General features: G+C 72.9%; 31 protein-coding genes. 15 read left to right on the top strand and 16 right to left on the bottom strand.

Annotated features, from left to right (window positions below):
• Window positions 1-51: 51 nt before the first annotated feature.
• A complete protein-coding gene (locus OC439_RS29790; protein WP_262016327.1) occupies window positions 52-420 on the bottom strand; it encodes a DUF4180 domain-containing protein in 369 nt (122 codons plus the stop codon).
• On the bottom strand, window positions 413-865 hold the full coding sequence (locus OC439_RS29785; protein ID WP_262016326.1) for a helix-turn-helix domain-containing protein: 453 nt from the start codon (window positions 863-865) through the stop codon (window positions 413-415). The genes OC439_RS29790 and OC439_RS29785 overlap by 8 nt, the downstream gene beginning before the upstream one ends.
• Before the next feature lie 88 nt (window positions 866-953).
• On the opposite strand from OC439_RS29785, the gene OC439_RS29780 reads away from it, so the two are divergent.
• From OC439_RS29780 to OC439_RS29770, 3 genes are all read left to right on the top strand, one after another.
• Window positions 954-1,721, top strand: a complete 768-nt coding sequence (locus OC439_RS29780; protein WP_262016325.1) for a glycerophosphodiester phosphodiesterase — start codon at window positions 954-956, stop codon at window positions 1,719-1,721.
• Window positions 1,722-1,741: 20 nt separating this feature from the next.
• Window positions 1,742-3,133 (top strand): MFS transporter, encoded by a 1,392-nt coding sequence (locus OC439_RS29775; RefSeq protein WP_262016324.1) that lies wholly within the window; start codon window positions 1,742-1,744, stop codon window positions 3,131-3,133.
• A gap of 94 nt (window positions 3,134-3,227) precedes the next feature.
• Entirely contained in the window at window positions 3,228-3,914 is a 687-nt protein-coding gene (locus tag OC439_RS29770) for a thymidine kinase (RefSeq protein ID WP_370585003.1), read from the top strand.
• A 3-nt stretch (window positions 3,915-3,917) separates the two neighbouring features.
• Here the strand turns inward: OC439_RS29770 and OC439_RS29765 are convergent, their stop codons facing one another.
• Window positions 3,918-4,376: a hypothetical protein gene (locus OC439_RS29765; RefSeq protein ID WP_194802555.1), complete on the bottom strand. Its 459-nt coding sequence runs from the start codon at window positions 4,374-4,376 to the stop codon at window positions 3,918-3,920.
• Window positions 4,377-4,493: 117 nt separating this feature from the next.
• Between OC439_RS29765 and OC439_RS29760 the strand changes: the two genes are divergently transcribed.
• Complete coding sequence (locus tag OC439_RS29760) at window positions 4,494-4,865, top strand: VOC family protein (RefSeq protein WP_194802554.1); 372 nt, start codon at window positions 4,494-4,496, stop codon at window positions 4,863-4,865.
• Between the two features lie 63 nt (window positions 4,866-4,928).
• Here OC439_RS29760 and OC439_RS29755 read toward each other — a convergent pair whose 3' ends face one another.
• Window positions 4,929-5,918 (bottom strand): tyrosine-type recombinase/integrase, encoded by a 990-nt coding sequence (locus tag OC439_RS29755; protein ID WP_262016323.1) that lies wholly within the window; start codon window positions 5,916-5,918, stop codon window positions 4,929-4,931.
• 83 nt (window positions 5,919-6,001) lie between these two features.
• Between OC439_RS29755 and OC439_RS29750 the strand changes: the two genes are divergently transcribed.
• Complete coding sequence (locus OC439_RS29750; protein WP_194802551.1) at window positions 6,002-7,015, top strand: helix-turn-helix transcriptional regulator; 1,014 nt, start codon at window positions 6,002-6,004, stop codon at window positions 7,013-7,015.
• Window positions 7,016-7,020: 5 nt separating this feature from the next.
• On the opposite strand, the gene OC439_RS29745 is transcribed toward OC439_RS29750, so the two are convergent.
• From OC439_RS29745 to OC439_RS29730, 4 genes are all read right to left on the bottom strand, one after another.
• Complete coding sequence (locus OC439_RS29745; RefSeq protein WP_262016322.1) at window positions 7,021-7,455, bottom strand: Hsp20/alpha crystallin family protein; 435 nt, start codon at window positions 7,453-7,455, stop codon at window positions 7,021-7,023.
• A gap of 74 nt (window positions 7,456-7,529) precedes the next feature.
• Entirely contained in the window at window positions 7,530-8,024 is a 495-nt protein-coding gene (locus OC439_RS29740) for a GNAT family N-acetyltransferase (protein WP_262016328.1), read from the bottom strand.
• Between the two features lie 11 nt (window positions 8,025-8,035).
• Window positions 8,036-8,563: a DUF2087 domain-containing protein gene (locus tag OC439_RS29735; RefSeq protein WP_262016321.1), complete on the bottom strand. Its 528-nt coding sequence runs from the start codon at window positions 8,561-8,563 to the stop codon at window positions 8,036-8,038.
• 58 nt (window positions 8,564-8,621) lie between these two features.
• Window positions 8,622-9,110, bottom strand: coding sequence for a GNAT family N-acetyltransferase (locus OC439_RS29730; RefSeq protein WP_262016320.1), 489 nt, complete (start codon window positions 9,108-9,110; stop codon window positions 8,622-8,624).
• Window positions 9,111-9,218: 108 nt separating this feature from the next.
• Between OC439_RS29730 and OC439_RS29725 the strand changes: the two genes are divergently transcribed.
• The 3 genes from OC439_RS29725 (at window position 9,219) to OC439_RS29715 (ending at window position 12,046) form a co-directional block, all read left to right on the top strand.
• Window positions 9,219-10,760 (top strand): glycosyltransferase family 39 protein, encoded by a 1,542-nt coding sequence (locus tag OC439_RS29725; RefSeq protein WP_262016319.1) that lies wholly within the window; start codon window positions 9,219-9,221, stop codon window positions 10,758-10,760.
• Between the two features lie 13 nt (window positions 10,761-10,773).
• Window positions 10,774-11,592, top strand: a complete 819-nt coding sequence (locus OC439_RS29720; RefSeq protein WP_262016318.1) for a TIGR04222 domain-containing membrane protein — start codon at window positions 10,774-10,776, stop codon at window positions 11,590-11,592.
• 145 nt (window positions 11,593-11,737) lie between these two features.
• Window positions 11,738-12,046: a hypothetical protein gene (locus OC439_RS29715; protein ID WP_091426934.1), complete on the top strand. Its 309-nt coding sequence runs from the start codon at window positions 11,738-11,740 to the stop codon at window positions 12,044-12,046.
• Between the two features lie 66 nt (window positions 12,047-12,112).
• Here the strand turns inward: OC439_RS29715 and OC439_RS29710 are convergent, their stop codons facing one another.
• Together OC439_RS29710 and OC439_RS29705 are read right to left on the bottom strand one after the other, a co-directional pair.
• Window positions 12,113-13,681, bottom strand: coding sequence for an MDR family MFS transporter (locus OC439_RS29710; protein WP_262016317.1), 1,569 nt, complete (start codon window positions 13,679-13,681; stop codon window positions 12,113-12,115).
• Window positions 13,682-13,749: 68 nt separating this feature from the next.
• Complete coding sequence (locus OC439_RS29705) at window positions 13,750-14,358, bottom strand: TetR family transcriptional regulator (RefSeq protein ID WP_262016316.1); 609 nt, start codon at window positions 14,356-14,358, stop codon at window positions 13,750-13,752.
• Window positions 14,359-14,699: 341 nt separating this feature from the next.
• Here OC439_RS29705 and OC439_RS29700 point away from each other — a divergent pair, with 341 nt between their 5' ends.
• Window positions 14,700-15,221, top strand: a complete 522-nt coding sequence (locus tag OC439_RS29700; protein ID WP_262016315.1) for a DUF1062 domain-containing protein — start codon at window positions 14,700-14,702, stop codon at window positions 15,219-15,221.
• A gap of 43 nt (window positions 15,222-15,264) precedes the next feature.
• Here OC439_RS29700 and OC439_RS29695 read toward each other — a convergent pair whose 3' ends face one another.
• Complete coding sequence (locus tag OC439_RS29695) at window positions 15,265-16,452, bottom strand: macrolide family glycosyltransferase (protein WP_410054976.1); 1,188 nt, start codon at window positions 16,450-16,452, stop codon at window positions 15,265-15,267.
• A gap of 126 nt (window positions 16,453-16,578) precedes the next feature.
• Here OC439_RS29695 and OC439_RS29690 point away from each other — a divergent pair, with 126 nt between their 5' ends.
• Window positions 16,579-17,172 (top strand): TetR/AcrR family transcriptional regulator, encoded by a 594-nt coding sequence (locus OC439_RS29690; protein WP_262016313.1) that lies wholly within the window; start codon window positions 16,579-16,581, stop codon window positions 17,170-17,172.
• Window positions 17,173-17,187: 15 nt separating this feature from the next.
• Here OC439_RS29690 and OC439_RS29685 read toward each other — a convergent pair whose 3' ends face one another.
• On the bottom strand, window positions 17,188-17,649 hold the full coding sequence (locus tag OC439_RS29685) for a tetratricopeptide repeat protein (protein ID WP_262016312.1): 462 nt from the start codon (window positions 17,647-17,649) through the stop codon (window positions 17,188-17,190).
• Between the two features lie 204 nt (window positions 17,650-17,853).
• On the opposite strand from OC439_RS29685, the gene OC439_RS29680 reads away from it, so the two are divergent.
• Window positions 17,854-18,450, top strand: a complete 597-nt coding sequence (locus OC439_RS29680) for a hypothetical protein (RefSeq protein WP_262016311.1) — start codon at window positions 17,854-17,856, stop codon at window positions 18,448-18,450.
• Here the strand turns inward: OC439_RS29680 and OC439_RS29675 are convergent.
• Window positions 18,447-19,304, bottom strand: a complete 858-nt coding sequence (locus tag OC439_RS29675) for an MBL fold metallo-hydrolase (protein WP_262016310.1) — start codon at window positions 19,302-19,304, stop codon at window positions 18,447-18,449. The genes OC439_RS29680 and OC439_RS29675 overlap by 4 nt on opposite strands.
• Before the next feature lie 29 nt (window positions 19,305-19,333).
• Window positions 19,334-20,266 (bottom strand): TerC family protein, encoded by a 933-nt coding sequence (locus OC439_RS29670; RefSeq protein ID WP_262016309.1) that lies wholly within the window; start codon window positions 20,264-20,266, stop codon window positions 19,334-19,336.
• 233 nt (window positions 20,267-20,499) lie between these two features.
• Here OC439_RS29670 and OC439_RS29665 point away from each other — a divergent pair, with 233 nt between their 5' ends.
• Window positions 20,500-21,276 carry a class I SAM-dependent methyltransferase gene (locus OC439_RS29665; RefSeq protein WP_262016308.1) on the top strand — a complete coding sequence of 259 codons (777 nt, stop codon included), beginning with the start codon at window positions 20,500-20,502 and terminating at the stop codon, window positions 21,274-21,276.
• The gene (locus OC439_RS29660) at window positions 21,273-21,839 is read left to right on the top strand and encodes a maleylpyruvate isomerase N-terminal domain-containing protein (RefSeq protein ID WP_262016307.1); all 567 of its coding nucleotides are present in this window, start codon (window positions 21,273-21,275) and stop codon (window positions 21,837-21,839) included. Before OC439_RS29665 ends, OC439_RS29660 begins: the two co-directional genes overlap by 4 nt.
• A 7-nt stretch (window positions 21,840-21,846) precedes the next feature.
• Here the strand turns inward: OC439_RS29660 and OC439_RS29655 are convergent, their stop codons facing one another.
• The gene (locus tag OC439_RS29655) at window positions 21,847-22,317 is read right to left on the bottom strand and encodes a DUF1992 domain-containing protein (protein WP_262016306.1); all 471 of its coding nucleotides are present in this window, start codon (window positions 22,315-22,317) and stop codon (window positions 21,847-21,849) included.
• 123 nt (window positions 22,318-22,440) lie between these two features.
• Here OC439_RS29655 and OC439_RS29650 point away from each other — a divergent pair, with 123 nt between their 5' ends.
• Complete coding sequence (locus tag OC439_RS29650) at window positions 22,441-22,827, top strand: YkvA family protein (RefSeq protein ID WP_262016305.1); 387 nt, start codon at window positions 22,441-22,443, stop codon at window positions 22,825-22,827.
• A 13-nt stretch (window positions 22,828-22,840) separates the two neighbouring features.
• Here the strand turns inward: OC439_RS29650 and OC439_RS29645 are convergent, their stop codons facing one another.
• Window positions 22,841-23,377, bottom strand: a complete 537-nt coding sequence (locus tag OC439_RS29645; protein WP_262016304.1) for a GNAT family N-acetyltransferase — start codon at window positions 23,375-23,377, stop codon at window positions 22,841-22,843.
• 127 nt (window positions 23,378-23,504) lie between these two features.
• Here OC439_RS29645 and OC439_RS29640 point away from each other — a divergent pair, with 127 nt between their 5' ends.
• Window positions 23,505-24,155 carry a LysE family translocator gene (locus tag OC439_RS29640; RefSeq protein ID WP_262016303.1) on the top strand — a complete coding sequence of 217 codons (651 nt, stop codon included), beginning with the start codon at window positions 23,505-23,507 and terminating at the stop codon, window positions 24,153-24,155.
• The last annotated feature ends 51 nt before the right edge of the window (window positions 24,156-24,206 follow it).

Here is a 24,206-nt window from a genome sequence, read left to right as displayed (position 1 = left end):
GTCAGAGGGTGAGTCAGACCGGCCGGGTGACCCGCTCCCACATCATCACTGTCAGGGGGTGGTGCGCAGGCGGGCGTCGAGGGCGGTCAGGTCGGGCACGAACCACACCTGGTCGTGCCGGTTCGACTCGGCCACCAGCGCGCGCAGCGCGCCGCTGCGCTCCAGATGTGCGGAGATGTCACCGACGATCGCCAGGCGCAGCCGGTAGTTGACGAACTTCTGCATCACCTCACCGGCGAAGCGGGTGCCGAGCGTGAAGAAGCCGGGATCGAGCCGCTCGGCCGGCACCGCCACCACAGTCGCGCCGAGGAACGCCGCGCCGATCAGGTCCAGCGCGTCGCGCTCGGTGGCGATCGGCGGGCCGTCCGGGTCGCAGAGCAGCACCGGCACGCCGGCGCGCTCCTGCAGCTGGTCAGTCACGGCCGCGCTCCCCGCCGCCGAGCAGGCCGTTGCCGCCGTCGAGCACGCCGTCGAGCAGGCGCAGCAGGTCGGCGGTGGCGGTGAGATCGCCCAGGATCACGATGGTCATGCGGTGCCGCTCCTCGTCGTGGACCGTCTGCACGCGCAGCGGGCGGTCCGGGTCGTGGTGGGTGTTCACGCCCGCCAGCACCAGCGTGGCGAGCCGGTCGACGGCGGCCCGGTCGACGCCGTCGAGGCGCACGACGCTGGACACCTCCGCCCCCGGCGCCGAGGCGGCCGCGGTGGGCCGGCCGGTCAGCGCGTCCAGGTCCGCGCGGGCGATCCGGTACTGCTTGCCGATCCGCGTGGCCCGCAGCCGGCCCGAGCGGATGTAGCCGCGCACCGTGCGCACGTGCAGGCCGAGCAGGTCAGCAACCTGCTCCACCGAATACATGTCGTTACTCATCGCACTCTATCCTAGCGACGATAGGGAACGATAGGTAATTTCACCGCCTGGTCATGTGCGCGCCGCCCGGGCCGGGCATACTGCCCGCGTGCAGCCCCGTCACGGCTACCTCGACGCGCCCGCGCCGCTGGCGTTCGCCCACCGCGGCGGCGCGGCCGACGGCGACGAGAACACCGCCGCCGCGTTCGCCCGTGCCGTCGCCCTGGGCTACCGGTACGTGGAGACCGACGTGCACGCCACCGCCGACGGCGTACCCGTGGTCTTCCACGATCCGACGCTGCGCCGCGTCACCGGGAAGCCGGGCCGGATCGCGGACCTGCGCTGGGCCGACCTGTCCTCGGTGCGCGTCGGCGGCGCCGCGCTGGTCCCCCGCCTGGACGAGGTGCTCGGCGCCTGGCCGCAGGTGCGGTTCAACATCGACGTGAAGTCCGACGGCGGCGTGGAACCCACAGTCGCCACGGTCACCCGGGCCGGCGCCGGCGAGCGGGTGCTGCTCGCCTCCTTCAGCGACGCCCGGCTGGCCCGGCTGCGGTCGCTGGCCGGGCCGAAGGCCGCCACGAGCCTCGGCATGCGCGGTGTGGCCCGGCTGCGGCTGGCCTCGCTGCACGGACGGCCGCTGCGGCTGCCCCCTTCCGTGGTCGCCGCGCAGGTGCCGGTCTCCTTCGGCCGGGTGCCGGTGGTGGACCGGCGGTTCCTCGCGTACTGCCACCGGATCGGGTTGCAGGTGCACGTCTGGACGATCGACGATCCCGCCCAGATGCACCACTTACTTGATCTTGGTGTGGATGGCATCATGACCGATCACGTCAGCGTGCTCCGTGACGTCTATCGCAGTCGCGGCCACTGGGCCGCCTGAGCCCCCGAGGACGACCCCCGATGGCCGATACGGTCACCCCCGCCGTCGCCGACCCCGCCGGACCGGGCAGCACCCGCCGCGAGCGCACCGGCTGGTACTTCTACGACTGGGCGAACTCGGCGTTCCAGACCACAGTCATCACGGTCTTCCTCGGGCCGTTCCTGACCACAGTCACCGAACTCGCCGCCGGGTGCGAACTGGGCGCGGACAGCTGCGACGGCGCGGTGTACCCGCTGGGCATCAAGGTCGCCGCCGGATCGTTCTATCCGTACCTGATCTCGCTGTCGGTCTTCCTCACCGTGTTCGTGCTGCCGGTGATCGGCGCGATCGCCGACCGGTCGGCGCACAAGAAGCGGCTGCTCGCCGCCGCGGCGTTCACCGGCGCCGGCGCGACCATCGCGTTCGCGTTCGTCACCGGCGAGCGCTACCTGCTCGGCGGCGCGCTGTTCCTCGTCGCGAACATCTCCTTCGGCGCCGCCGTGGTCGTCTACAACTCGTTCCTGCCGCAACTGGGCGGCCCGGACGAGCGTGACGGCATCTCCAGCCGCGGCTGGGCCATCGGCTACCTCGGCGGCGGCCTGCTGCTCGCGCTGAACCTGGTCGCGGTGACCATGCTCAGCGAGGAGGGCAACGCCCAGCGCACGCTGGACCTGGCCCGCTGGTCGATCGTGTCCGCGGGCGTGTGGTGGGCCGCGTTCACCCTGGTCCCGCTGCGCTGGCTGCGCGAACACCCCACCGCCGCCGCCCTGCAGGCGGGCGGCAACGTGCTCACCGACGGGTTCCGGCAGCTCGGGCGTACCCTGCGGGAACTCAAGACGTACCCGCTGACGCTGTTCTTCCTGCTCGCGTTCCTGGTCTTCAACGACGGCATCCAGACCGTCATCACCCTCGCCAGCCAGTACGGCACCGAGGAACTGCGGCTGGACCAGAGCACGCTGATCGTGACCATCCTGCTGGTGCAGTTCCTCGCCTTCGGCGGCGCGCTCGCCCTCGGCGCGCTCGCCAAGCGCATCGGCGCGTGGAAGACCGTCCTGCTGTCGCTGGTGCTCTGGACCGGTGTGATCATCGCCGCGTTCCGGCTGCCCGCCGAGGCACCGGTGCCGTTCATGATCCTCGGCGGCTGCATCGGCCTGGTGCTGGGCGGCAGCCAGGCCCTGAGCCGCTCGCTGTTCAGCCAGCTCATCCCGGCCGGCAAGGAGGGCGAGTACTACGGCTTCTACGAGATCAGCGACAAGGGCACCAGCTGGCTCGGCCCGCTGGCGTTCGGCCTGGTCTTCCAGCTGACCTCGTCGTACCGGGTGGGTCTGGTGTCGCTGCTGATCTTCTTCGTGGTGGGCTTCGCGCTGCTGGCCGCCGTGCCGATGCGCCGGGCCATCATCGCCGCCGGGAACACCCCGCCCCGGGTGCTCTGACCCGCTGCGCCCCCGTGGATCATCGGGGGCCTGATCGGGCGGCGTCGATGGACTAGGCTGCCCCGACGTGACCGACGACGCCGCCCAGACCTGCCTGGCCCGCCCCCTGCCGGGGCCCGGCGACGACCGGGCCGCCGGCTGCGCCGCCGCCCGCGGCGTCGACGGCCGGCCGCTGCACGCCGCCGCGCTGAAGTTCTTCTGGGGGCCGATGGACTGCGGCAAGTCCACCATGGCGCTGCAGATGAACCACAACCACGCCCGGCAGGGCCGCCGCGGCCTGGTCACCACCCGCATCGACCGCTCGCTGGGCCCGCAGGTCACCACCCGCATCGGCCTGGCCCACGAGGCCGTCGAGGTCACCGACGACCTCGACCTGCGCGCCCTGGTCCGCGACGCATGGGCCGAGGGGGTACGCGTGGACTACCTGATCTGCGACGAGGCCTCGTTCTACAACCTCGAACACATCGAGCAGATGGCCGAGCTGGTCGACCGGTTCGACGTCGACGTCTACGCCTTCGGCCTGGCCACCGACTTCCGCTCCTGTCTGTTCCCGGCCGCGCAGCGGCTGTTCGAGCTGGCCGACGAGGTGGCCCGCATCCAGGTCGAGGTGCTCTGCTGGTGCGGCCGGGAAGGGCTGCTCAACGCCCGCGTGGTGGACGGCCGGGTGGTGCGCGAGGGCGCGCAGGTCGTCATCGGCGACACCGTCGACACCGCCGACGTGCGCTACCAGGTGCTGTGCCGGCGCCACTACCGCTCCGGCGACCTCGGCCCGCGCGGCTGAGCGTCAGAACGGGTCTCCGCACACCCGCCAGCCGCCGCCCTCCGGCACCACGGGCAGCTCCCGCTCCTCGCTGCCACCCCCGTCGCGGTTGATCCGCACGATCACCGTCCCCGTCGGTTTGCCGGACCGGGTCGCCACCGACACGTCGACGATCTCGTAGCCGCTGACCTGCGGTGGCGTACGGACCCAACTGCCGAAGCCCGACTTGCTCCACTTGCCCCGGGCCTCGGCGCACAGCCGCTCGTACGCCGCGTCGGTGTCCCCGGACGCGACGTCGCGGAAGAACCCGTCGGCGGTCTCCCGTACCGGCCCGTCGGCCTGGAGCACCACCTGCGCGTTCCACGCCGCCAGACCGGCCACCCCGATCAGGCAGGTGCCCACGCCGAGACCGGCGATCAGCACGCCCGCGCGTAGCGGCCGGCGACGCCGGGCCGGGTGCTGCCACTCCCGTTGCCTGCCCATCACCGACGACGGTAGGCAACCGGGCAGCGGCGCGCAGGCACTTGCGGTGCTCCGGCCGGGCCGGCCTCGCGCTCGTACCTGACAACAGGTGGCAGGTACGAGCGGCAGACTCCCGGTATGACCACTCACGCAGACATCGCCATGATCAACCTGGACAGCTCCGACCCCGCCGCACACGCGGCCTTCTACGCCCACGCGCTCGGTTGGGAGATCACCCACAGTCAGGCCGAGTACGCGATGATCGTCAAGGACGGCACGTCGATCGGCTTCGGCCTGGTGCCCGGCTACGCGCCGCCGGCCTGGCCGGACGAGAGCGGCGGCAAGCGCTACCACCTCGACCTCTATGTCGACGACGTGACGGTCGCGGAGAAGGACCTGGTGGCGGCCGGCGCGACCCGGCCCGGGTTCCAGCCCGGCGGTGAGCGGTGGACCGTGCTGCTCGACCCGATTGGCCAGCCGTTCTGCCTCTGCCCCCGCCCGCAGGGCTGACCGGTCAGCGCAGCGGGCCGCGGAGCACCGCGGCCCGCATCGCTGCCGGGCGGATACGACGGCTCAGCCGCGACGGCGCGCCCGGGCCGCCCAGATGGTGTACGCCGGGTCGCGGTCCAGGTTGTGCCGGTCCCGGTCGTAGCGGCGGGTGGTACGCGGATCCGCGTGCCCCATCGCGTCCTGCACGTCCTCCAGCGGGACCCCCTCGGAGCGGGCCGTGGTGGCGAACGCGTGGCGCAGCGAGTGCGGTGACAGCTTCGCCCAGGCGGCGATCCCGGCACGTTGTGCGAGGCGGCGCACCAGCCGGAACACGGCGTGCCGGTCCAACCGGCCGCCGGTGGCGGTGACCAGCAGCGGACCGGTCAGCTCCGGCACCGGGACACCCTGCGCGGCGGCCCGCACGGCCAGGTAGGCGTCGACCGCGTACGCGGTGCCGGGGGTGAGCGCGCGCCGGCGTACCTTGCCGCCCTTGCCGACGAAGCGGACGCTGCGGTGACCGCGCTCCGTGCCCAGGTCGGACACGTCCAGCGCGACCAACTCCCCCACCCGCAGCCCCAGGTCGGCCAGCAGCGCGACGGCGGCCCGGTTCCGGGCGGCGGCCGGGCCGGTGTCGGTCTCGGCGGCGGCGATCAGCGCGTCGACCTCCTCGGGGGTCAGGCCGACGGTGGCGGAGTGGTCCCGGTCCACGCGCGGACGATCCGCCGCCGACACCGGGTTGGCCGGCACCGCGCCCAGCTTGACCAGGAAGTCGTACCAGCTCGACAGCGCGGACAGCCGGCGCGCGACGGTGGCCGGGGTGAGCGGGCGGCCGGCCCGGCCGCGGGGTGTCGACTCCAGTTCGCGACCGTAGGTGTTGACGTCGAGGAAGGTGGCCCGCAACGGATCGACGGCGTGTTCGGCGCACCAGGTCAGCCAGCCGGTGACGTCGCGGCGGTACGCGTCGCGGGTGTGCTCGGACAGCCGCCGGTTGCGCAGCCACGCCTCGGTGACGTCGGCCGGGCCGGCGGGCAGGGCGGCGGGGCGGGCGCGGGGCAGCACCTCGGGGCGAAGCATGTGAGAAAGGTTCTCAGTAAGTGGGGGGTTTGGCGACGAGGCGCGCCCGTTCCCGGCCGCCCGGGCCGGGTTACCGTCACCGGGTGCGTGCCAGCCGGCTGGTCTCCCTGCTGCTACTCCTGCAGACCCGGGGGCGGATGACAGCCCCGGAACTCGCCGACGCCCTGGAGGTGTCGGTGCGAACCGTCTACCGCGACGTCGAGTCGCTCGGCGCCGCCGGTGTGCCGGTGTACGCCGACCGGGGGCCGGCCGGCGGATACCGACTGCTGGAGGGCTACCGGACCCGGCTCACCGGGATGACCGGCCCGGAGGTCGAGGCGCTGTTCCTCGCCGGTCTGCCCGGCCCGGCCGCCGAACTGGGACTGGCGTCGGTGGTGGCCGCCGCCGAGTTGAAGGTGCGCGCTGCGCTCCCCGGTGAGCTGGCCGACCGCAGCGGCCGGATCCGGCAACGATTCCATCTGGACGCGCCCGGCTGGTTCCGGCACCCCGAAGCCACCCCGCACCTGGAGGCGCTGGCCGGCGCGGTCTGGCGGGACCGGCTCGTGCGGCTGCGCTACCGGCGCTGGCGCGCGCCGCGGGAGGTGACCCGGCTCGTCGCCCCGCTGGGCGTGGTGCTCAAGGCGGGCCGCTGGTATCTGGTGGGCCGCTGCGAGGAACAGGTACGCACCTACCGGGTCGGTGCGGTGCTCGACGTCGAGGTCACCGACGAGCCGTACGCGCGGTCCGACGACTTCGACCTGGCCGCGTACTGGCGGGAGTGGACCGCCCGCTACGAACGCGACGTATACCGCGACCAGGCCCGTATCCGGCTCACCGTGGCGGCGCTGGAGTTCATGCCGTACGTGTTCCCGCCGGAGATGAGCCGCGCCGCCCGGGCCGCGGCCGGTGAGCCCGGCCCGGACGGATGGCTGGAGACCACGGTGCCGATCGAGTCGGTCCGGCACGCCCACGCCGAATTGCTGAAGCTCGGCGCGGAGGTCGAGGTGCTGACCCCGGCCGACCTGCGCGAACGGTTCATCGCGACCGCGCATGCGTTGGCCCGGCTCTACGGCGACGCGGGGTCGGCCGGCGCTCCGGCCTCCCCCGCGTCGGCGTGACGTCCTCAGACGGTGGTGAGCTGACGCCGGCCATTGCTCTCGGCGGGCGTGCTCACCGTGATCCGGCGCGGCTTGGCGCGCTCGGCGATCGGGATGCGCAGCGTCAGCACCCCGTTGTCGTAGCCGGCCTCCAGCCGGTCGGTGTCGAGCGTGTCGCCCAGGAACAGCTGCCGGGTGAACGTGCCCATCGGACGCTCGGCGGCGACCAGCTCGACGTTCTCGCCGGTGGGACGGCGGCGCTCGGCGCGGACGGTCAGCACGTTGCGCTCGACGGTGCAGTCGATGCTGTCCGGGTCCACACCGGGCAGGTCGAACGCCGCGTAGAAGTGGTCACCGTCGCGGTACGCGTCGAGGTGCATCACGGCGGGCCGGGCGGTGGTGCCGAAGAACTGCTCGGCGATCCGGTCGATCTCGCGGAACGGGTCGGTACGCATCAACATGGCTCTTGCCTCCTCGGTTCTCCTGGCCCAAGGTCTCAAGTTGAGTCTGTGTGACTCAAGTTCCTGGTTCTGTTTTAGCGCGCCTGCGCCGCCTCGTCAACTCGTCCCGCAAGCGTCTTCTCGAACCAGTGCTGCGCGTACGGGCCACTGGTGAAGGCGGCGATCTCCCGGTAGCCGTGGCGGGCGTACAGGGCCCGCGCCTCGACCAGGTCCGAGCGGGTGTCCAGCCGGATCCGCGTCGCCCCGCCGGCGGTCGCGTACGCCTCGATCGCGGCGATCAGCGCCGCCCCGCCCCCGGTGCCCCGGTGCTCGGGGCGCACGTACACCCGGGTCAGCTCGGCCCAGCCCGGCTGCCACCTCAGCCCGGCGCACCCGGCGAGCCGCCCGTCGCGGCGGGCCAGCACCAGCAGTCCGGCCGGCGGGGTCAGGTCGTCGCTCGGGTCCTCGGCCAGCGCGGCGTTCACCTCACCGGGCCGCTCCGGGCGGCCGTACCAGCGGCGCACCATCTCCGCCGTGTACTCGCGCAACATCAACGCCGCGTCCGGCCCGTCCGGTCGCACGAGGTGCATGCTCCAGCCGGTCACGGGCCGGTCCGCCAGTAGACGCCCTGCTCGCGGGTGAGCAGCATGTCGTCGATCAGGTAGCGGCGCAGCGTCACGTGGTCGGCCTCGCCACCCTCGCACCACCGGCGCAGGACGTCGTCCACCTCCCGTTCCGGATAGCGCCGTCCGGGCTCGAAGGTGTGTTCGGTGATGTGCTCCAGCAGCACCCGGCGGCGCCCCCGCTGCGCGGGCAGCCGGGTCAGTGCGCCGTCGCGCAGGAACGTGCGCAGGATCGTCTCGCGCGGGTTCGCGGCCGGCCCGGCCGGGGACGCCGCACCGGCCCGCGCGAACTCGCGCAGCCGTTCGGCGTCGACCCGCAGCCCGTCCCCGTCGTCGGCGAGCACACCGGCGTCGGTGAGACGGCGGACGGCCACTGCGGCGTCGCGGGCGGGCAGGCCGGTACTCGCCACCACGGCCGGCACGTCCCGGGCGCCGAGCACGATCGCGGCGAACACGGTCCGGCGGCGCTCGTCGGCGAGCGCCCCGGCGAGGGCTTGAGCGGTCATGGCGGGCAGCCTGTCAGCAACCCGCCGGATCCGGCCAGGCGTTTTCCGGCCGCCGCGCTCACAGCCGCCGGTGCATCACGTGCAGCCCGACCCGGCCCAGCGTCGGGTGCGCGAACGCCTCCGGCACGGTGCCGACCACCGTGAAGCCGAGCCGCCGGTACAGCTCCACGGCCGCCGTGTTGGTCTCCACCACGGCGTTGAACTGCATCGCGGCGAAACCCCGCCGCCGGGCCCAGTCCAGTGCCTCCTCGCACAGAGCCCGGCCCACACCCCGGCCGCGGGCGTGGGCCGCGACCATGAAACTCGCCGTCGCCACGTGCGACCCCGGCCCGGGCCGGTTCGGGCCCATCTTCGCGGTGCCGCGCACCGCGCCGTCGCGGTCCACCGCGACCGAGGTACGCCCCGGCGGGCGCTCCACCCACACCTCGCGCACCGTCTCCGGCGGCCAGTCCGGGTCGTACGAGAACGTGTCACTGGCGGTGATGACGTCGGTGAGGATCGGCCGGACCTGGGCCCAGTCGGCGTCGGTGTAGTCACGAATCAGCATCGGCGCGCACGCTAGCCGCCGCCCCGGTCGTCCGGCCACCGGTTTCCGCCCACCCGGCCGAGGGCGGCGGGGCATCGGCGGACCGCTCGCCGGGGCCATCATGGACGGGTGGCCGAATCAGTCGCCGACATCGATCGGAGCGAGGCCGCCACACCCGGTGGCCCGCCGCCCGCCGGTCCACGTACCGCCGCGCCCCTGGTGGTGGGCGCGGTCCTCACCGCCGTGCTGCTGTCGCTGGCCGGCCGCTACGGCTACCACCGCGACGAGCTGTACTTCCTGCTGTGCGGCCGGCACCTCGACTGGGGCTACGTCGACCAGGGGCCCCTCGTGCCGGCGCTGGCCCGGCTGGCCGACACGATCGCGCCGGGCAACCTGGTGGTGCTGCGCACCCCGTCGGCGTTCATCGGCGGCGCGGCGGTGGTCCTGGTCGCCGCGATCGCCCGGCAGTTCGGCGCCGGCCGCGTCGCCCAGACGGCCGCGGCGGTGCTCGCCGCCGCCTCGGGCATCGTGCTGGCCGGCGGCCATCTGCTCAGCACCACGAGCGTCGACCTGCTGGTGTGGCTGGTAGCCGCGCTGTGCATGGTGCGGATGCTGCGCACCGGCGACACCCGGTGGGCGCTCGGCGCCGGGCTCGCGCTCGGCGCCGGCCTGCTCAACAAGCCGCTGCCCGCGCTGCTCGGCGTCGGCCTGGCCGCCGGTCTGCTGATCGCCGGGCCGCGCCGGCTGCTGCCGGACCGGTGGGTGCTCGCCGGCGCGGGACTCGCCGCGCTCCTCGCCGTGCCGTACGCGGCGTGGCAGGCCGCGCACGGCTTCCCGCAGCTCGACGTCGCCGCGTCGATCGCCGACGGGGACAGCTCCTACAGCGGCCGGATCGACGCGGTGGTGCTCCAGTTCCTGATCATCAGCCCGTTCGCGGTCCCGGTGTGGGTCGCCGGGCTGGTGGCGCTGCTGCGCCGGCCGGCCTGGGCGGCGTACCGGTCGCTTGCCTGGGCGTGGCTGGTGGTGGTCGCGATCGTGGTGGTGGCCGGTGGCAAGGGCTACTACGACGCGCCGTTGCTGCTGGTGCTCACCGCCGCCGGGGTGGTGCCGGTCGTCGAGTGGGCGCGCCGGGGCGCGCCCCGGGTCCGGCAGGCGTTGCTGGTCACCGCCGCCGTGCTGATGGCCGCGAGCAGCGCGGTGCTGCTGCTGCCCACGCTGCCGGCCGACCGGCTGCCCGGGTTCGTGGTCGCGGCCAACTACGACGCGGGCGAGACCATCGGCTGGCCCGAGTTCGCCGACTCGGTGGCCGCCGTGCACCGCGCGCTGCCGCCGGCCGAGCGCGACCGGGCGGTGGTGCTGACCGGCAACTACGGCGAGGCCGGCGCGCTGGCCCGGTACGGGCCGGCCCGGGGACTGCCCCGCGCGTACTCCGGGCACAACAGCATGGCCACGTTCGGCCGGCCGCCCGACGACGCCGACGTGGTGATCGTCGTCGGCTGGTCCCGGCCGGAGCCGCTGCGTGCCTGGTTCACCGAGCTCACCGAGGCGGGCCGGGTCGACCAGCGGGTCGACGTCGACAACGACGAGAACGGCGAGCCGATCTTCCTCGCCCGGGGCCTGCGGCGTCCGTGGTCACAGATCTGGGACACCGAGGTACGCCACGGCTCCTGAGATACTTGCCGCCATGCTCTGGGGAGTCAGCGGGCCGATCTTCCTCCTCGACTACCTCGGCGCGGTCGCCGTGGCCGTCGTGATCGCCGTGGCGGTACGGGAACTGACCGGCCGCCGTACCCGTGGTGCGACACCCGACCGGGTCGAGCTGGCGTACCTGACCGACCGGGCGCTGCTGGCCTGCCAGGTCGGGGTGGCCGCGCTGCGCCGCGCGGGCGGGGTCGACGTCGGCGAACTCGCCACCCTGCACGCGCAGGGGCCGCCCCCGGCCGGCTCGCCCGCGCTGGTACGCGCCCTGCACACCGCGCTGCGCCGGCCGCAGACCTGGGCGGCGGTGCTCGCCGACCCGGCGGTGGGCCGGGCGCTGCGCCGTACGGTCGGGCGGCTGGTCCGCGACGGCTGGCTGCTCACCCCCGGGCAGCGGCGGCGGATCGCGCTGGGCACGGTGCCGTTGTTCGCGGTCGCCGCGGTCGGGTTGACCCGGCTCGTGGACAGCGCGGTCGAGGGGCGCTCGGCGGGCGGTCCGGCGTCGGTCGCCGGGCTGCTGCTGTGCTGCCTGGCCACCGCGCTCGGTGGCTGGTGGCTGACCGAGGTGCCGGAGACCGGCGCCGCCGCGCGCGGGCTGCTGCGGCGGCTGCGGCGCGAGCACGCCGACCTGGACCCGGAGCGCCGGCCGAGCTGGGCGGGCCGGGACACCGAGACGCTGCTGACCGGGATGGCCCTGTTCGGTCCTCGGCCGCTGCTCGCCGTGGATCCGGCGTTCGCCGTGCAGGTGGGCGTGGACCCGGAACGGGACCGTCCTCGCCCCGACCGCAAGCCCGCCCGCCGCTGACCGAACCTCGCATTTCGCGTCGATCATGAGGTTGACGGTATTCGGTGTCCGGTTTGCCCGGCACAACTTCATGATCGGCGGCGTGGGTGGGCAGGCCGTCCGCGCGAGCCGGTTTCCTTGTCTCGAGCGCCGGGAAGGCTCGGGCATGGCCGAGACATTCGTGAGCGAAGACCTGAAGACACTGCAGGCGATTGCGCGCGGGGCCGGGATACAGGAGGTCGACCGCCTGTCGCCGGACCAACTGGTCGAGGCGCTGCGCCGCGCCGGGGTGACCGACGGTACGCAGGACCAGTGGCCGCCCCAGCCGATCGAGGACCCGGCGCACCTGGCCGGGCTGCCCCGCAGCTCGCTGACGCAGGGCGACGAGAGCACCGGCGGCCGGGCCGCCGAGGAGGCGATCGGCGCCATGCCCGGCGAGTCCGGCACCGAGATCAACGATCGCACCGAACGCTGACCCTACGCGAGGAAGGGCCGCCCCCGGTGTTGCCGGGGGCGGCCCTTCACGCTCGACCGGACGCGGTCAGTGCATGCCGGCGGCGGCCGCCTCCTCGCGGGCCCGGCGCTCGTCGCCGCTGAGTGTGTTCAGCGGCTTCTCCTTGATGAACAGCACGACGATCAGGGCGAGCAGCGCGAACGGCGCCCCGATGAGGAACATCTCCGACGTGGCGATGCCGTAGACGTCCTGCACGATCCGCAGCACCGGTTCCGGCAGGGCGGACAGGTCCGGCACCTCGGCCGATCCGCCGCCGGCCGCGATCGGGCCCAGCCGCTCGACGGTCAGCGAGGTCACCCGGTTCGCCAGGACCGCGCCCAGCGCGCTCACGCCGACCGCGCCGCCCATGCTGCGGAAGAACGTCAGCACCGAGGTGGCCGCGCCGAGTTCGGCGGCCGGTACGTCGTTCTGCGCGGCCAGCACCAGGTTCTGCAGGAGCATGCCGACGCCGACGCCCAGCACCGCCATGTACACCGACAGCACCGGCACGCTCGTGTTCGCGTCGATGGTGCTCAGCAGCAGCATGCCGACCGTCATCACCGCGGCGCCGGCGACCAGGAACATCTTCCAGCGGCCGTACTTGGTGATCAGCTGGCCCGCCACCGTCGAGGAGACCAGCAGGCCGAGGACCATCGGCAGGCTCATCAGGCCGGCCACCGTCGGCGACTTGCCGAGCGAGGTCTGGAAGTACTGCGACAGGAACACGGTGCCGCCGAACATCGCCACGCCCACGAGGATGCTCGCGATCGTGGTGAGGCTGACGGTGCGGTTGCGGAAGATGCCCAGCGGGATGATCGGCTCCTCGGTGCGGGCCTCGACGAACACGGCGAGCGCGAGCAGCGCCAGCCCGCCGCCGACCAGCAGCGCGGTCCAGCCGGACGCCCAGTCGAACTTGTTGCCGGCCAGCGACGACCAGATCAGCAGCGTGGACACGCCCGAGGTGATGAGCAGGGCGCCGAGCCAGTCGATGCGGACCTTGCGGCGCACCACCGGCAGGTGCAGCGTCTTCTGCAGCAGCGCGATGGACAGCAGGCTGAACGGCACGCCGATCAGGAAGCACCAGCGCCAGCCGAGCCAGGACGTGTCGACCAGGACGCCGCCGATCAGTGGGCCGGCGATGGTGCCGACACCGAAGACGGCGCCGAAGATGCCGGCGTACCGGCCCAGCTCACGCGGCGGGATCATGGCCGCCATGACGATCGTGGCGAGGGCGGTCATGCCGCCCGCGCCGATGCCCTGGATGACCCGGCTGAGCAGCAGCACCTCGACGTTCGGGGTGAACCCGGCGACGAGCGAACCGGCCACGAACAGGCCGAGGGACAACTGGATGAGCAGTTTCTTGCTGTAGAGGTCGGCCATCTTGCCCCACAGCGGCACCGTCGCGGTCATCGCCAGCAACTCGCTGGTGACGATCCAGGTGTAGACGGTCTGGCTGCCGTCGAGGTCGGCGATGATCCGGGGCAGCGCGTTCGCCACCACCGTCGAGGCGAGGATCGCCACGAACATGCCGACCATCAGGCCGGACAACGCCTGGAGGACCTCCCGGCGTGACATCCGCGTACCCGTCTCGGCGGGTGGAACAGTGGCGGTGGTCATCGAACTCCTTGTCGGTGTGCACGGGCGAGCGGCCGCGCGACGGCGGCGGCCGGTACGGGTGGGAGGGGTCAGGACGGGTCGGGCAGGCCGGCGGCGACGACGGCGAACGCCTCGGCGGTCAGTTCGCGCAGCGTCGCCGTGTCGGGTCGCTCGACCCACTGCATCAGGGCCGTGCGGAACACCGCGCCGGCAACGGTGGTGACGAGCGTCGGATGGCCGTGGCACGGGTCGAACCCCAGCCGGGCGGCCACCGCCGCGACGATCACCTGCTCCGTCTCGGCGTTGCCGCTGATCAGACGCGGCAGCAGCGGCGGGTTCGCCGCGATCACCCGCAGCCGCAGCAGCCACACCTCCCGATCGGCCTCGATGGCCTCGACCACCTCGTCGAAGGCCAGCCGCAGCGCGTCGAACGCGGACATCTCCGGCGGCGCGGCGACGATGCGGGCGGCAAGCACCTCGCGGTCCGTCGGCTGGTCGCCGAGCAACGCCTCGTCCTTGCTGGGGAAGTAGTTGAAGAAGGTGCGGGCCGACACGTCGGCGGCCTCGCTGATCTCCTCCACCGTCACCTGGTCCAGGCCGCGCTCGGCGACCAGACGCAGCGCGGCGGCGCTGAGGGCGGCGCGGGTCTGCCGCTTCTTGCGGTCACGCAGGCCAGGGCGGCTCTGATCCGGGGTCACGCCACGAGACTACGAGCGATCTTGCAGAGAGTGCAAACTTTTAGTCAGTGAAGTGATGGGCGACGCAACGGCCGGAAAACGGGTTGAGAGCGGTTCCGGACGTCCCGTACGTTTCCCGCACTCCTGTCTCAGCGAAGAAGGACGATTCCGCGTGACCCCTCCTGCTCTCTAGAACCTGACACGTTCCCCACGCCTGTAGCCGGCCGTTGCCCGCCGGCTCACCGGGCTGCCCTCGCGCGCCCGGCCACAGCGTCCGAGGCCGCGCGTAATCGGCCTCGCGTCAGGTCTTCAGAGATCAGGTCTCCATGTCATCCCAACCGCATATCGTGCTGCCCTGGGTCGTGCGCCGGACCCGCCTTCCGCTGCTGTCGCTGCGCTGCGCCGTCTGCCGGGCCGAGTCGGCCACCGCCGCCAAGGGCCGGTTCCGCGTCAACGCCAACGGCAAGTTGCTGGACGTGTGGCTGCTCGTCCGGTGCGTGTCCTGCGACCGCACCATCAAGCTCACCGTCCGGGAGCGGGCGGCGGTCAGCTCGTTCGATCCCACCGAGCTGCACGGCCACCAACTAAACGATCCCGGCCTGGTGGCGGCCACACTGCTGGATCCGGCGTTCGCCCGGCGCTGCCGCTTCACCCTGGACTGGACGGACGCGTGGACGCTCGATGCGCCCACGGTGCCGCTGGACCGGTGGCCCGTCCAGGTGGACGTCACGTTCGACGACCCGGTGCCGGTACGCCCGGACCGGCTCATCGCGCACCGGTTCGGCCTCACCCGGTCCGAGGTGCTGCGCCGGGTCAAGTGCGACATCCCGCTGAAGCGTCCGACGAGCTCCGCCTTCACCTTCACCGTGCTGGCGGAGGACTGACCGGGCGTGGTCGCGGCGGCCGGGTTGCCGCCGCGACCACGCCTCACCGGCCGCTCGTCGCACCACCCCGTACCGCGGCGAGCTCGGCCTCGATCAGATCGGCGGCCCGGTCCGCGCCGCCCGCGGCGCGGGCCTGCCGCTTCAGCTCGGCGGTGCGGGCCGCCACGGCGGGGTCCGAGGTGAGGGCGAGCAGCGCCTCCCGCAGCTCCGCGGCGGTGACGCCGGCCGAGTCGACGACCCGGGCGACGCCGAGGGCGGCCAACTGCTCGGCGTTCGCGAACTGGTCGGCCGCCTGCGGTACGGCGATCATCGGCGTCCCGCAGTAGAGACCCTCGCTGCTGCCGCCCATGCCGGCATGGGTCACGAAGGCGTCCGCCTGCTCCAGGACGGCCAGCTGCGGCACCCACCGGTGGACCTCGACGCTGTCCGGGACGGGGCCGAGTTCGGCGGGATCGACGTGCGTGCCGATCTGGAGAACGGTGTGCCAGCCGGGCAGGTCACCGAACGCGGCGACGCAGCGGCGGTAGAAGTCGGGCTGCCGGGTGAAGGCGGAGCCGAGCGAGACGAGCAGCACCTTCTCGGCGTGCTCCGGTCGTACCCAGGAACCCTGGCCGGAGCGGTCGCCCAGCACCGGGCCGACGAAGCTGTAGACCGACCGGTCCACCCGGTCGGCGTTCGGCTGGAGCGCCTCCGGCGGCAGGACGAGGCTGCGCACCGGCCGCCCCTGGAACGCCATGCTGTCGGTGACCGACGACCCCTCAGCGGTCAGCCACGCCGTGAACCGCCGGTAGTAGTCGGCGCCGCACGGATCGGCCCGCATCGCCTCCACGGCGGGCGCCATCTCCTGCTCGTAGCCGTCCCAGGCCACGAACGTCGAGGAGAGCTGGACAGCCGGAATCCCCCACTGCTCGCCGAGCAGCCGGGTCGGCGCACCCGCGATGTCGTAGAGGAACAGGTCCGGCCGGTCGTCGGTGTAGGCGGCCCGCAGCTGCGGCAGCATGGCGACGGCGTCGTCGAGGAAGAGCGTGAGCTGCGCGATCGGGTCGTCGATGTCGGCGCCGCCGTCGGCGGGCAGCGTCGAGGTGTACGGCTTCAACTCCGCGCCGGTGGCCCGGATGACCTCGGTGAAGGAGGGATCGTTGGCGTAGGTGACCCGGTGGCCGCGCCGCACGAGGGTACTGATGATCTCCAGGCTCGGGTTGACGTGGCCGTGGAACGGAATGCTGACCATGGCGATGTGCGGCACGTGAACTCCTGATCTCTGCTGAGACGAGACGTCCCGTCTCGCTCGACAAGGAGAGCACGGCGCGACCGCGCCGTCAAGACGATACGTCTCGTCTCGCTGTATGCTCGTGGCGTGACCCCGCAGCCCGCCCGCCGCAACGAGCAGTCCCGCCGCGCGATCCTCGCCGCCGCGCTGGAGCTGCTGACCGAGACCGGCTACCCGGCCCTGACCGTCGAGGCGATCGCCGCCCGCGCCGGAGTCGGCAAGCAGACCATCTACCGCTGGTGGCGTGGCAAGGGCGCGGTCATCCTGGACGCGCTCGCCGAGGACCTGCCGGAGGTCATCGTCCTGCCCGACACCGGTGACCTGCGGGCCGATCTGCGCCAGGTCCTGCGGGCCACCGTCGCCGAGTTCGCCGATCCACGGCTGTCGGCCACCACCCGCGCCATCACCATCGAGACGCTCAGCGACGAGGATCTGGCCGGCCAGGCACGCGACCGGCTGCTCCGTCCCCAGTTGAACGCGGTCCGCGCCCGCCTGGAGGCCGCGCGCGAGGCCGGCCAGGTGCGCCCCGACGCCGCCCTGGACCAGGTGATGGAGCTGCTGTTCGGCCCGCTCTACCACCGCTGGCTGCTGCGCAACGGCCCACTGACCGACGACTACGCCGACGGCATCGTCGACCTGGTCGTCGCCGCCGTCACCCCGTCAGCGCGCACCAGCGGCTAGCCACTCGTCTGCGGCCTATCCGGCGGCCAGTTCCTGCGACAGCCGATCGAGTCCGTCCCTTATCAGCTTTCCGTAGCCGTCGTCGCCGAGCGCGCCGATCCTCTCCCGGGCCCGCCGGAGGTGGTCCCGGGCCTGGTCGAGTTCGCCGAGCTTGCGGTGGCACTCCGCCAGGTTGAGATGCAGCGACGGGTACAGCCCGGCGACCGACATCGGCACCCCGGCCTGCGCGACCCGCTCGTCGGTGAGCAGGTCGGCCGCCGCGAGCGCCCGCCGGTCCCAGACAAGCTCCTGGCGTACGTCGTCCTGCACGTCAGCCATCGCGTGCGCGAGGACGCAGACATGCAGGGGGTCACCCTGTTCCCCGCCGATCTCGTCCCAGATCCGGGCGAACAGGTCGCGGGCGTCCTCCCGTCGGCCGTGCTGGTGGTGCATCTGTACGCCGTCGTTGATCCGGGTCAGCGTCGCGTCGAACACCATCGCCTGCTCCCTGGGGTCGGCTGCGGTGGCGTGATCGTACGCCGACAGCGGCCACGGAGCCTGCGCGCACATAACTGTCATTATGGTGCAGTGTCGATTCGTCCTGTTTGACCGCATGATTTAGCGGATTGCTGTTACCGGTAATCCGTTAAACAAGTCCCCGAGCGGGCTTGCCTCGGGGGCGAAGTTTGAAAGGATCGAGGCGTGCGCGCCGCGAACCGGAGATGGGGGCACGTCGCCCTGACCACCTGCCTGCTGCTCGCAGCCGCCGGGTGCACCAGCGAGGACGATGCGGAGCGACCTGAACCGGCCGCGTCGGATCCCGTCTCCCCCGGCGCGCAGGCCGCGCCGCTGCCACCACTTCCCGAGGGCGGGCAGAGCCTGCGGTGCGCCGATTCGATCGCCACGACACCGGAACCGGGTGAGGGGTACCGCGTCGTGGCTGACACCGTGGCGGTGTCGTCGACTGTGGTGCAGCCGAACGAGTCATCCGCTGGACGAGGGCCGACGCGTCTCTTCGCCAAATGGGGCCTGCTCGTACGGGTCGGAGCGGCCGTGGAGGTGCGGGTGGCGCCCGGCTGGGGAGATCGTGCCCGCATCGGGTGGGGCCCGGGCGCCGTCCCGACGACCACTGTGCAGGTGGAGGCGTGCCCCGCCGCGAACGCGTCGACCGCATGGTCGGTCTACACCGGCGGCACCTGGGTGGCGAGCCCGGCGTGCGTACCGCTGGTGATCCAGTCGCCCGGACGGCAGGTCGAGGTGCGCCTCGCGATCGGCGCCGCGTGCGACGAGAGCACCTAGCGTACGAACGGCCTGACGACCTCGAAGGGCTCCGGGAACCGTACGGCGATGCCACTCTCCCGGCTCTTGCGGTCGAGGAACGCCCTGGCCACGGCGAACCTGTCGAAGAACCTCGGCAGCGGCCGCAGCCCGCGGTCCAGGGAGACGAAGAAGTCGTCCCAGTGGATCGGCACGATCAGGCCGGGCCGGGTCGCGTCCACCACGTGCCGCCAGTAGTCGCTCTGGAACTGCTGCGGCTGCACCCCCAGGGCGCCGATCGCGAGGTAGAGGACGTCGACGTCGAGCCCGTCGAACCGGTGCGGCACGTAGTTGGCGCTCGGGTGGATCAGCAGCGAACCGCCGGGGTGGGTGACGAGGAACGAGAAGCATCCGCCGTCGCGGTACCTGCTCGCCCTGACCGGTGGGACGAGCGGTTCCTCGATCACACCGGGGAACCTGTTGCCCGGGCTGTGGTCGCCGGCGAACACGCGCACGGTGAACGCGCCGACGCGGTACTCCTCGCCGTCGGCGAGCCGGGTCATCGACTGCTCGCCGAGGCCCGCGCCGCGTCCCACGTTCAGAGTGGACTCGGAGCCGAACAGACGTCCCCCGAGGTGCTTCACCACCTCGGGGGCGTCCATGACGTGGTCGTAGTGGGAGTGGGAGACGAAGAGCGCGTCGAGACGGGTCACGCCGGCCCGGGAGAGCGCGGCGGTGATCCGCCCGAGGTCGGGGGCCACGCGGCCCAGCGCGACGCGCAGCAGTGAGGGCCGGCTCAGGAAACCGTCGATCAGGATTCCGGAGCTGCCGTCGGACACGTGGACGGTCGAGGTGCCGAAGAAGACGGCTTCGACAGACGCCCCGCCCGAGCCCATGCGCCGATGGTAGTGCGCACGTCCTCGCGTCAGCTGCCGTCCGGCGCGGTGCCGCGGGTGCTGCGCAGGCTCCACGCGATCGACACCGCGATCGTCACCACGATCACGCCGAGGGTGACCGGGATGGGCAGCTTGCCGACCGGCGTCTCCGACAGGATCAACTTCACGCCGGCGAAGGCGAGCAGGACGGCCAGGCCGTAGTGCAGGTGCACGAAGCGGCGCAGCAGCCCGGCGAGGCAGAAGTAGAGGCTGCGCAGGCCGAGGATGGCGAAGGCGTTGGCGGTCCAGACGATGAACGTGCTGGTGGTGATCGCCAGGATCGCGGCGACGCTGTCGACGGCGAAGATCAGGTCGGTGGCCTCCACCGCGATCAGGACCACGAACAGCAGAGTCGCGACCCGCTTCCCGTCGACCCGGGTGAAGAACCTGTCACCGTGGAAGGCCGGGTCGGTCGGAACGATCCGGCGGACCAGCCGGACGACCGGGTTGCGGTCCGGCGGGGTCTGCTCGCCGTGGCGGAACGCCATCTTGTAGCCGGTCCAGACGAGGAACGCGCCGAACACGTACGCGGTCCAGAAGAAGGTCTCGAGCAGTTCGGCGCCGACGAAGATGAACACCAGCCGGAACACCAGAGCGCCGATCACACCCCAGAACAGCACCTTGTGCTGGAACGCGGCGGGCACGGCGAAGGACGTGAAGATCAACGCGAAGACGAAGACGTTGTCGATCGACAGCGCCTTCTCGATCAGGTAGCCGGCGTAGTAGGTGCCCGCCACGTCGCCGCCCTGCCAGACCCACAGGACGACGCCGAAGAGCAGACCGGCGGCGATCCAGATACCGGACCAGACCGCTGCCTCACGGAAGCCGATGACGTGGTTGTCGCGGTGCAGGAACAGGTCCACGGCGAGCATCGCCGCGATCGCCAGCATGAGGAGCGCCCAGATCCACCAGGACACGGACATGACGAAGGGAGGCCTCTCGTCCGGGCCGGCCCACCCGGGGTGCGCCGGCGCTGCTGGACGAAGGTCTCCCCGGGCCACCCGTCGCGGTGGCTGCATCGCCGGGATCCGGATGGGCCGGGCCCGTACTGACGGCGATACGTGGATCGTCGGGTACTCCCCCTCGAACTACGATCCAGTATTCACGAAGCACTGTTCGTACGTCAAGGCGTCCGCGCCATCGATAGGGTGACCCGATGGACGAAGATGCACGACTCCGGCACTCCTCGTCGTTCGGCGCGGCGGCCACCGCGTACGCCGAACACCGCCCGGACTACGCGCGGGCCGCCCTGCGCTGGGCGCTCGAACCCGCGCCCGGTGCGCGGGTGCTCGACCTCGGCGCGGGCACCGGCAAGCTCACCGCCACGCTGGCCGAGGTGCGCGACGACGTCACGGCCGTCGAGCCGGACCCGGCGATGCTCGCCGAACTCCGCCGCACCCTGCCTGGTGTACGGGCGCTGCCCGGCAGCGCCGAGGCGATCCCGCTGCCGGACGCCTCCGTCGACGCCGTGGTCGCCGGCAACGCCATGCACTGGTTCGACATGGCAGTGGCCGGGCCGGAGATCGCCCGCGTCCTCGCGCCCGGCGGTGTCCTCGCCGGACTGTGGAACGTCGTGGACGACCGGGTCGACTGGGTCGCCGGGCTCGCGGCGGTCAGCGGCAGCGCCGCCATCGGCCCCCGGGACACGCCCGCGAGCTGGCGCGCCGCGACAGCGACCATGCACCTGCCGAGGACCGGCGAGGCCCGGTTCGGCTCGCCCGAGCAGGCGGAGTTCCCGCACGGGCAGCGCCGTACCGCCGATTCGCTCGTGGCGACGCTCGCCACCCGGGCCGGGATGCTGGTCATGCCGGAACGGGAGCGCACCGAGACGCTCGACCGCATCCGCGCGTACCTGGCGAGCCGGCCGGAGACGGCCGACGGGGAGTTCACGCTGCCGATGCTCACCTGCGTGCTGCGGGTACGGCGCAGGTGAACGGTGGGGACGTCCGGTCCGCCGCCGACGCGATGACCGCCGTGCTGCGGCCCGCCGCCGACCGGGACTGGACGGTACGCGCGGGAGACCTGGACTGGTCCTGCTGGACCACGGCCGCGCACATCGCGCACGACCTGGTCGCGTACGCCGGTCAGGTGTCCGGCCGGCCCGGCGGCGGCTATCTCCCGTTCGACCTGCGGGTACGCGCCGACGCCGCGCCGGCCGAGGTGCTCACCGTCGCGGCGGCCGCGGCCGGGATGCTCGCCGCCACCATCGACGCGGCGAGCCCGGACGACCGGGCGTGGCACTTCGGGCCGTGCGATCCGGGTGGTTTCGCCGCGATGGGCGTGGCCGAGATCCTGCTGCACACACACGACCTGACCCGAGGGCTCGACCTGGACTGGTCGCCGCCCGCTGGGCTGTGTGCGCGGGTGGTGCGCCGGTTGTTCCCCGACGCGCCGGACGGCGACCCGGCGCCGGTGCTGCTGTGGCTGACCGGTCGCGCGCCGCTCGGCGGCAGACCGCGGCGGACCGCGTGGACCTGGCAGGCTGCGCGTCACTGACGCGGTCTCAGCGGCGCCACCAGCGCCACCGACGGCGCGGGCGGGCCGAGGTGGCGTGCTGCGGCTCCGGTGCCGTGACGACCGGCGCGGCGCGTTCCCGATCAGTGCGCCAGCGGTGCACCGCCTCCTCGACGTTCACCGGGCGGACCACCACGCGTGGCCCGGTCGGGGTACGCAGCCAGGCCACCACCTCGGTGTTGAGCGCCGCCACGTACGACCGGACGGCCTCCTCGGTCGGCAGGTCACGCAGCTCGGCCGGAAGTTGTTCGATGCGGCGGCGCAACTGCAGCGGCGTGGGCAGCAGCAGGTCGGACGGGATCTGCTCGCGCTCCATGAAGCTGCGGATCCACCAGCCCTCGTCGTAGGGCATGTCGCGCCCCGGGATGGGCTTGCCGGCACCCGGTAGGTTGTCGAACTCGCCACGCTCCTGGGCCGAGCGGATCTGCGCCTCGACCGCGGCCTCCCAGCCTGTCGTCACCGCCGTCACCTCCCGTACCCACGGTATCCGCCGCCGTCCGACAAGGGTCAGCGTCGCGCGGGGCCGGACTGTTCCCGGGCGCCGGGCGGGACGGCGGCGTAGCGTGCCCCCGGGGGTGACGGCGTGCGCGACTGGCTCATCGGACTCGCGGTGGCGGCGGCCTGTCTGGTCGGGAGCTGGGCGATGCTGGTGCTGCTGGCCCGGCGCCTGCCGCCGGGGATCCTGCGTGATCTGGCCGCGTTCGTGCCCGACTGCGTGACAGCGGTACGACGGCTGCGCCGCGACCCGCGGGTGCCCCGCCGCGCCCGCGTCGCGATCGTGGTCGCCGGAATCTGGGTGGCCAGCCCGATCGACCTGATCCCGGAGTTCCTGCCGGTGATCGGCCCGCTCGACGACATCGTGGTGGTGGCGCTCGCGTTGCGCTACGCCGCCCGGCAGATGCCCCGGCAGGTGCTGCTCGACGCGTGGCCGGGCGAGCCACGGCTGCTGCTGCGCCTGCTCGGCCGCTGAGACCGGGCCGACGTCAGGGCAGGCGGCGGACGTGGCGGTGGCCGTCCCGGGGGAACGGCGCGCGGGCCGGCAGCACCTCGGTGAAGACGTACCCGCTCTTCTCCGCCACCCGGCAGGAGGCCGGGTTGTCGACCTGGTGCAACAGCTCCAGGTGGGTCAGGCCGGTGGCGGCGAACCGGGCGTACGCCCACGCGGTGACCGCCTCCACCGCCCGTGGCGCGACTCCCCGGCCGCGTGCCGGTGCGGCCGTCCAGTAGCCGATCTCGGCGGACGGGCGTCCCGGGCGGACGTCCTTGAGCACCACGCAGGCCGCCACCCGGTCCTCCTCCAGCACCGCGAACATGAACCGGTGCCCGGCCGCCCAGCCCTGGTGGCTGCGCCGCAGGAACACCTGCGCCTGCGCCGGGCCGGTGACCGGATGTCTGGTCCAGGCGCGCAGCACCGGATCCCGGTACGCCTCGATCAGCGCGTCGGCGTCGCCGTCGCGCCACGGGCGCAGCATCAGGGCGGGAGCGGTCGGGGTGGCCGGTGCGGACAGCACGATCGACATGCGGCAAGTATCACCGCCGCACGTCCGATCAGGTGACCCGCGCAACACCCCACCGGCGCCTTACGGGCACCGCGGACGGCGGCGACCGGCGTAGGGTCCGGTTCACGGTCGGCAACGGGGAGGCGACGTGGTCACTGTCGGCGCGGTCATGGGAATCGGTCTGGTGGCGCTCGGTCTGGTGCTCACACCCGGGCCGAACATGGTCTACCTGGTGTCCCGGTCGGTGACGCAGGGGCGGCGGGCCGGGCTGGTGTCGCTGCTCGGCGTGGCCGTCGGCTTCCTGGTCTACCTGGCCGCCGCGGTGGCCGGCATCGCCACCGTGTTCGTGCTGGTCCCGCCGCTGTACACGGCGGTGAAGCTGGCCGGCGCGGCGTACCTGCTGTGGCTGGCCTGGCGGACGCTGCGCCCGGGTGGCACGTCGGCGTTCACCCCTGCGCCGCTGCCGCCGGACCGGCCCCGGCGCCTGTTCACCATGGGCCTGGTCACCAACCTGCTCAACCCGAAGATCGCCATCCTGTACGTGTCGCTGCTGCCGCAGTTCGTCGACCCGGCGCGCGGGCACGTGGCGGTGCAGAGTCTGCTGCTCGGCCTGACGCAGATCGTCGTGGCGCTGACCGTGAACGCGCTCATCGTGCTCAGCGCCGGCTCGGTGTCGGCGTTCCTGACCCGCCGTCCGGGCTGGGCACGCGTGCAGCGGTGGGTGATGGGCACGGTGCTGGCGGCGCTCGCGGTGCGGATCGCCGCCGACCGCTCCCGCGCCGCCGTCGCCACCCCCTGACAGTGATGATGTGGGAGCGGGTCACCCGGCCGGTCTGACTCACCCTCTGAC

The organism is Micromonospora sp. Mcm103, assembly GCF_024519755.1.
In the GTDB taxonomy this organism is placed as follows: Bacteria; Actinomycetota; Actinomycetes; order Mycobacteriales; family Micromonosporaceae; genus Micromonospora; species Micromonospora aurantiaca.
Note: the sequence above shows the minus strand (reverse complement) of the source record. Positions and strands in the feature narration are given on the sequence as shown.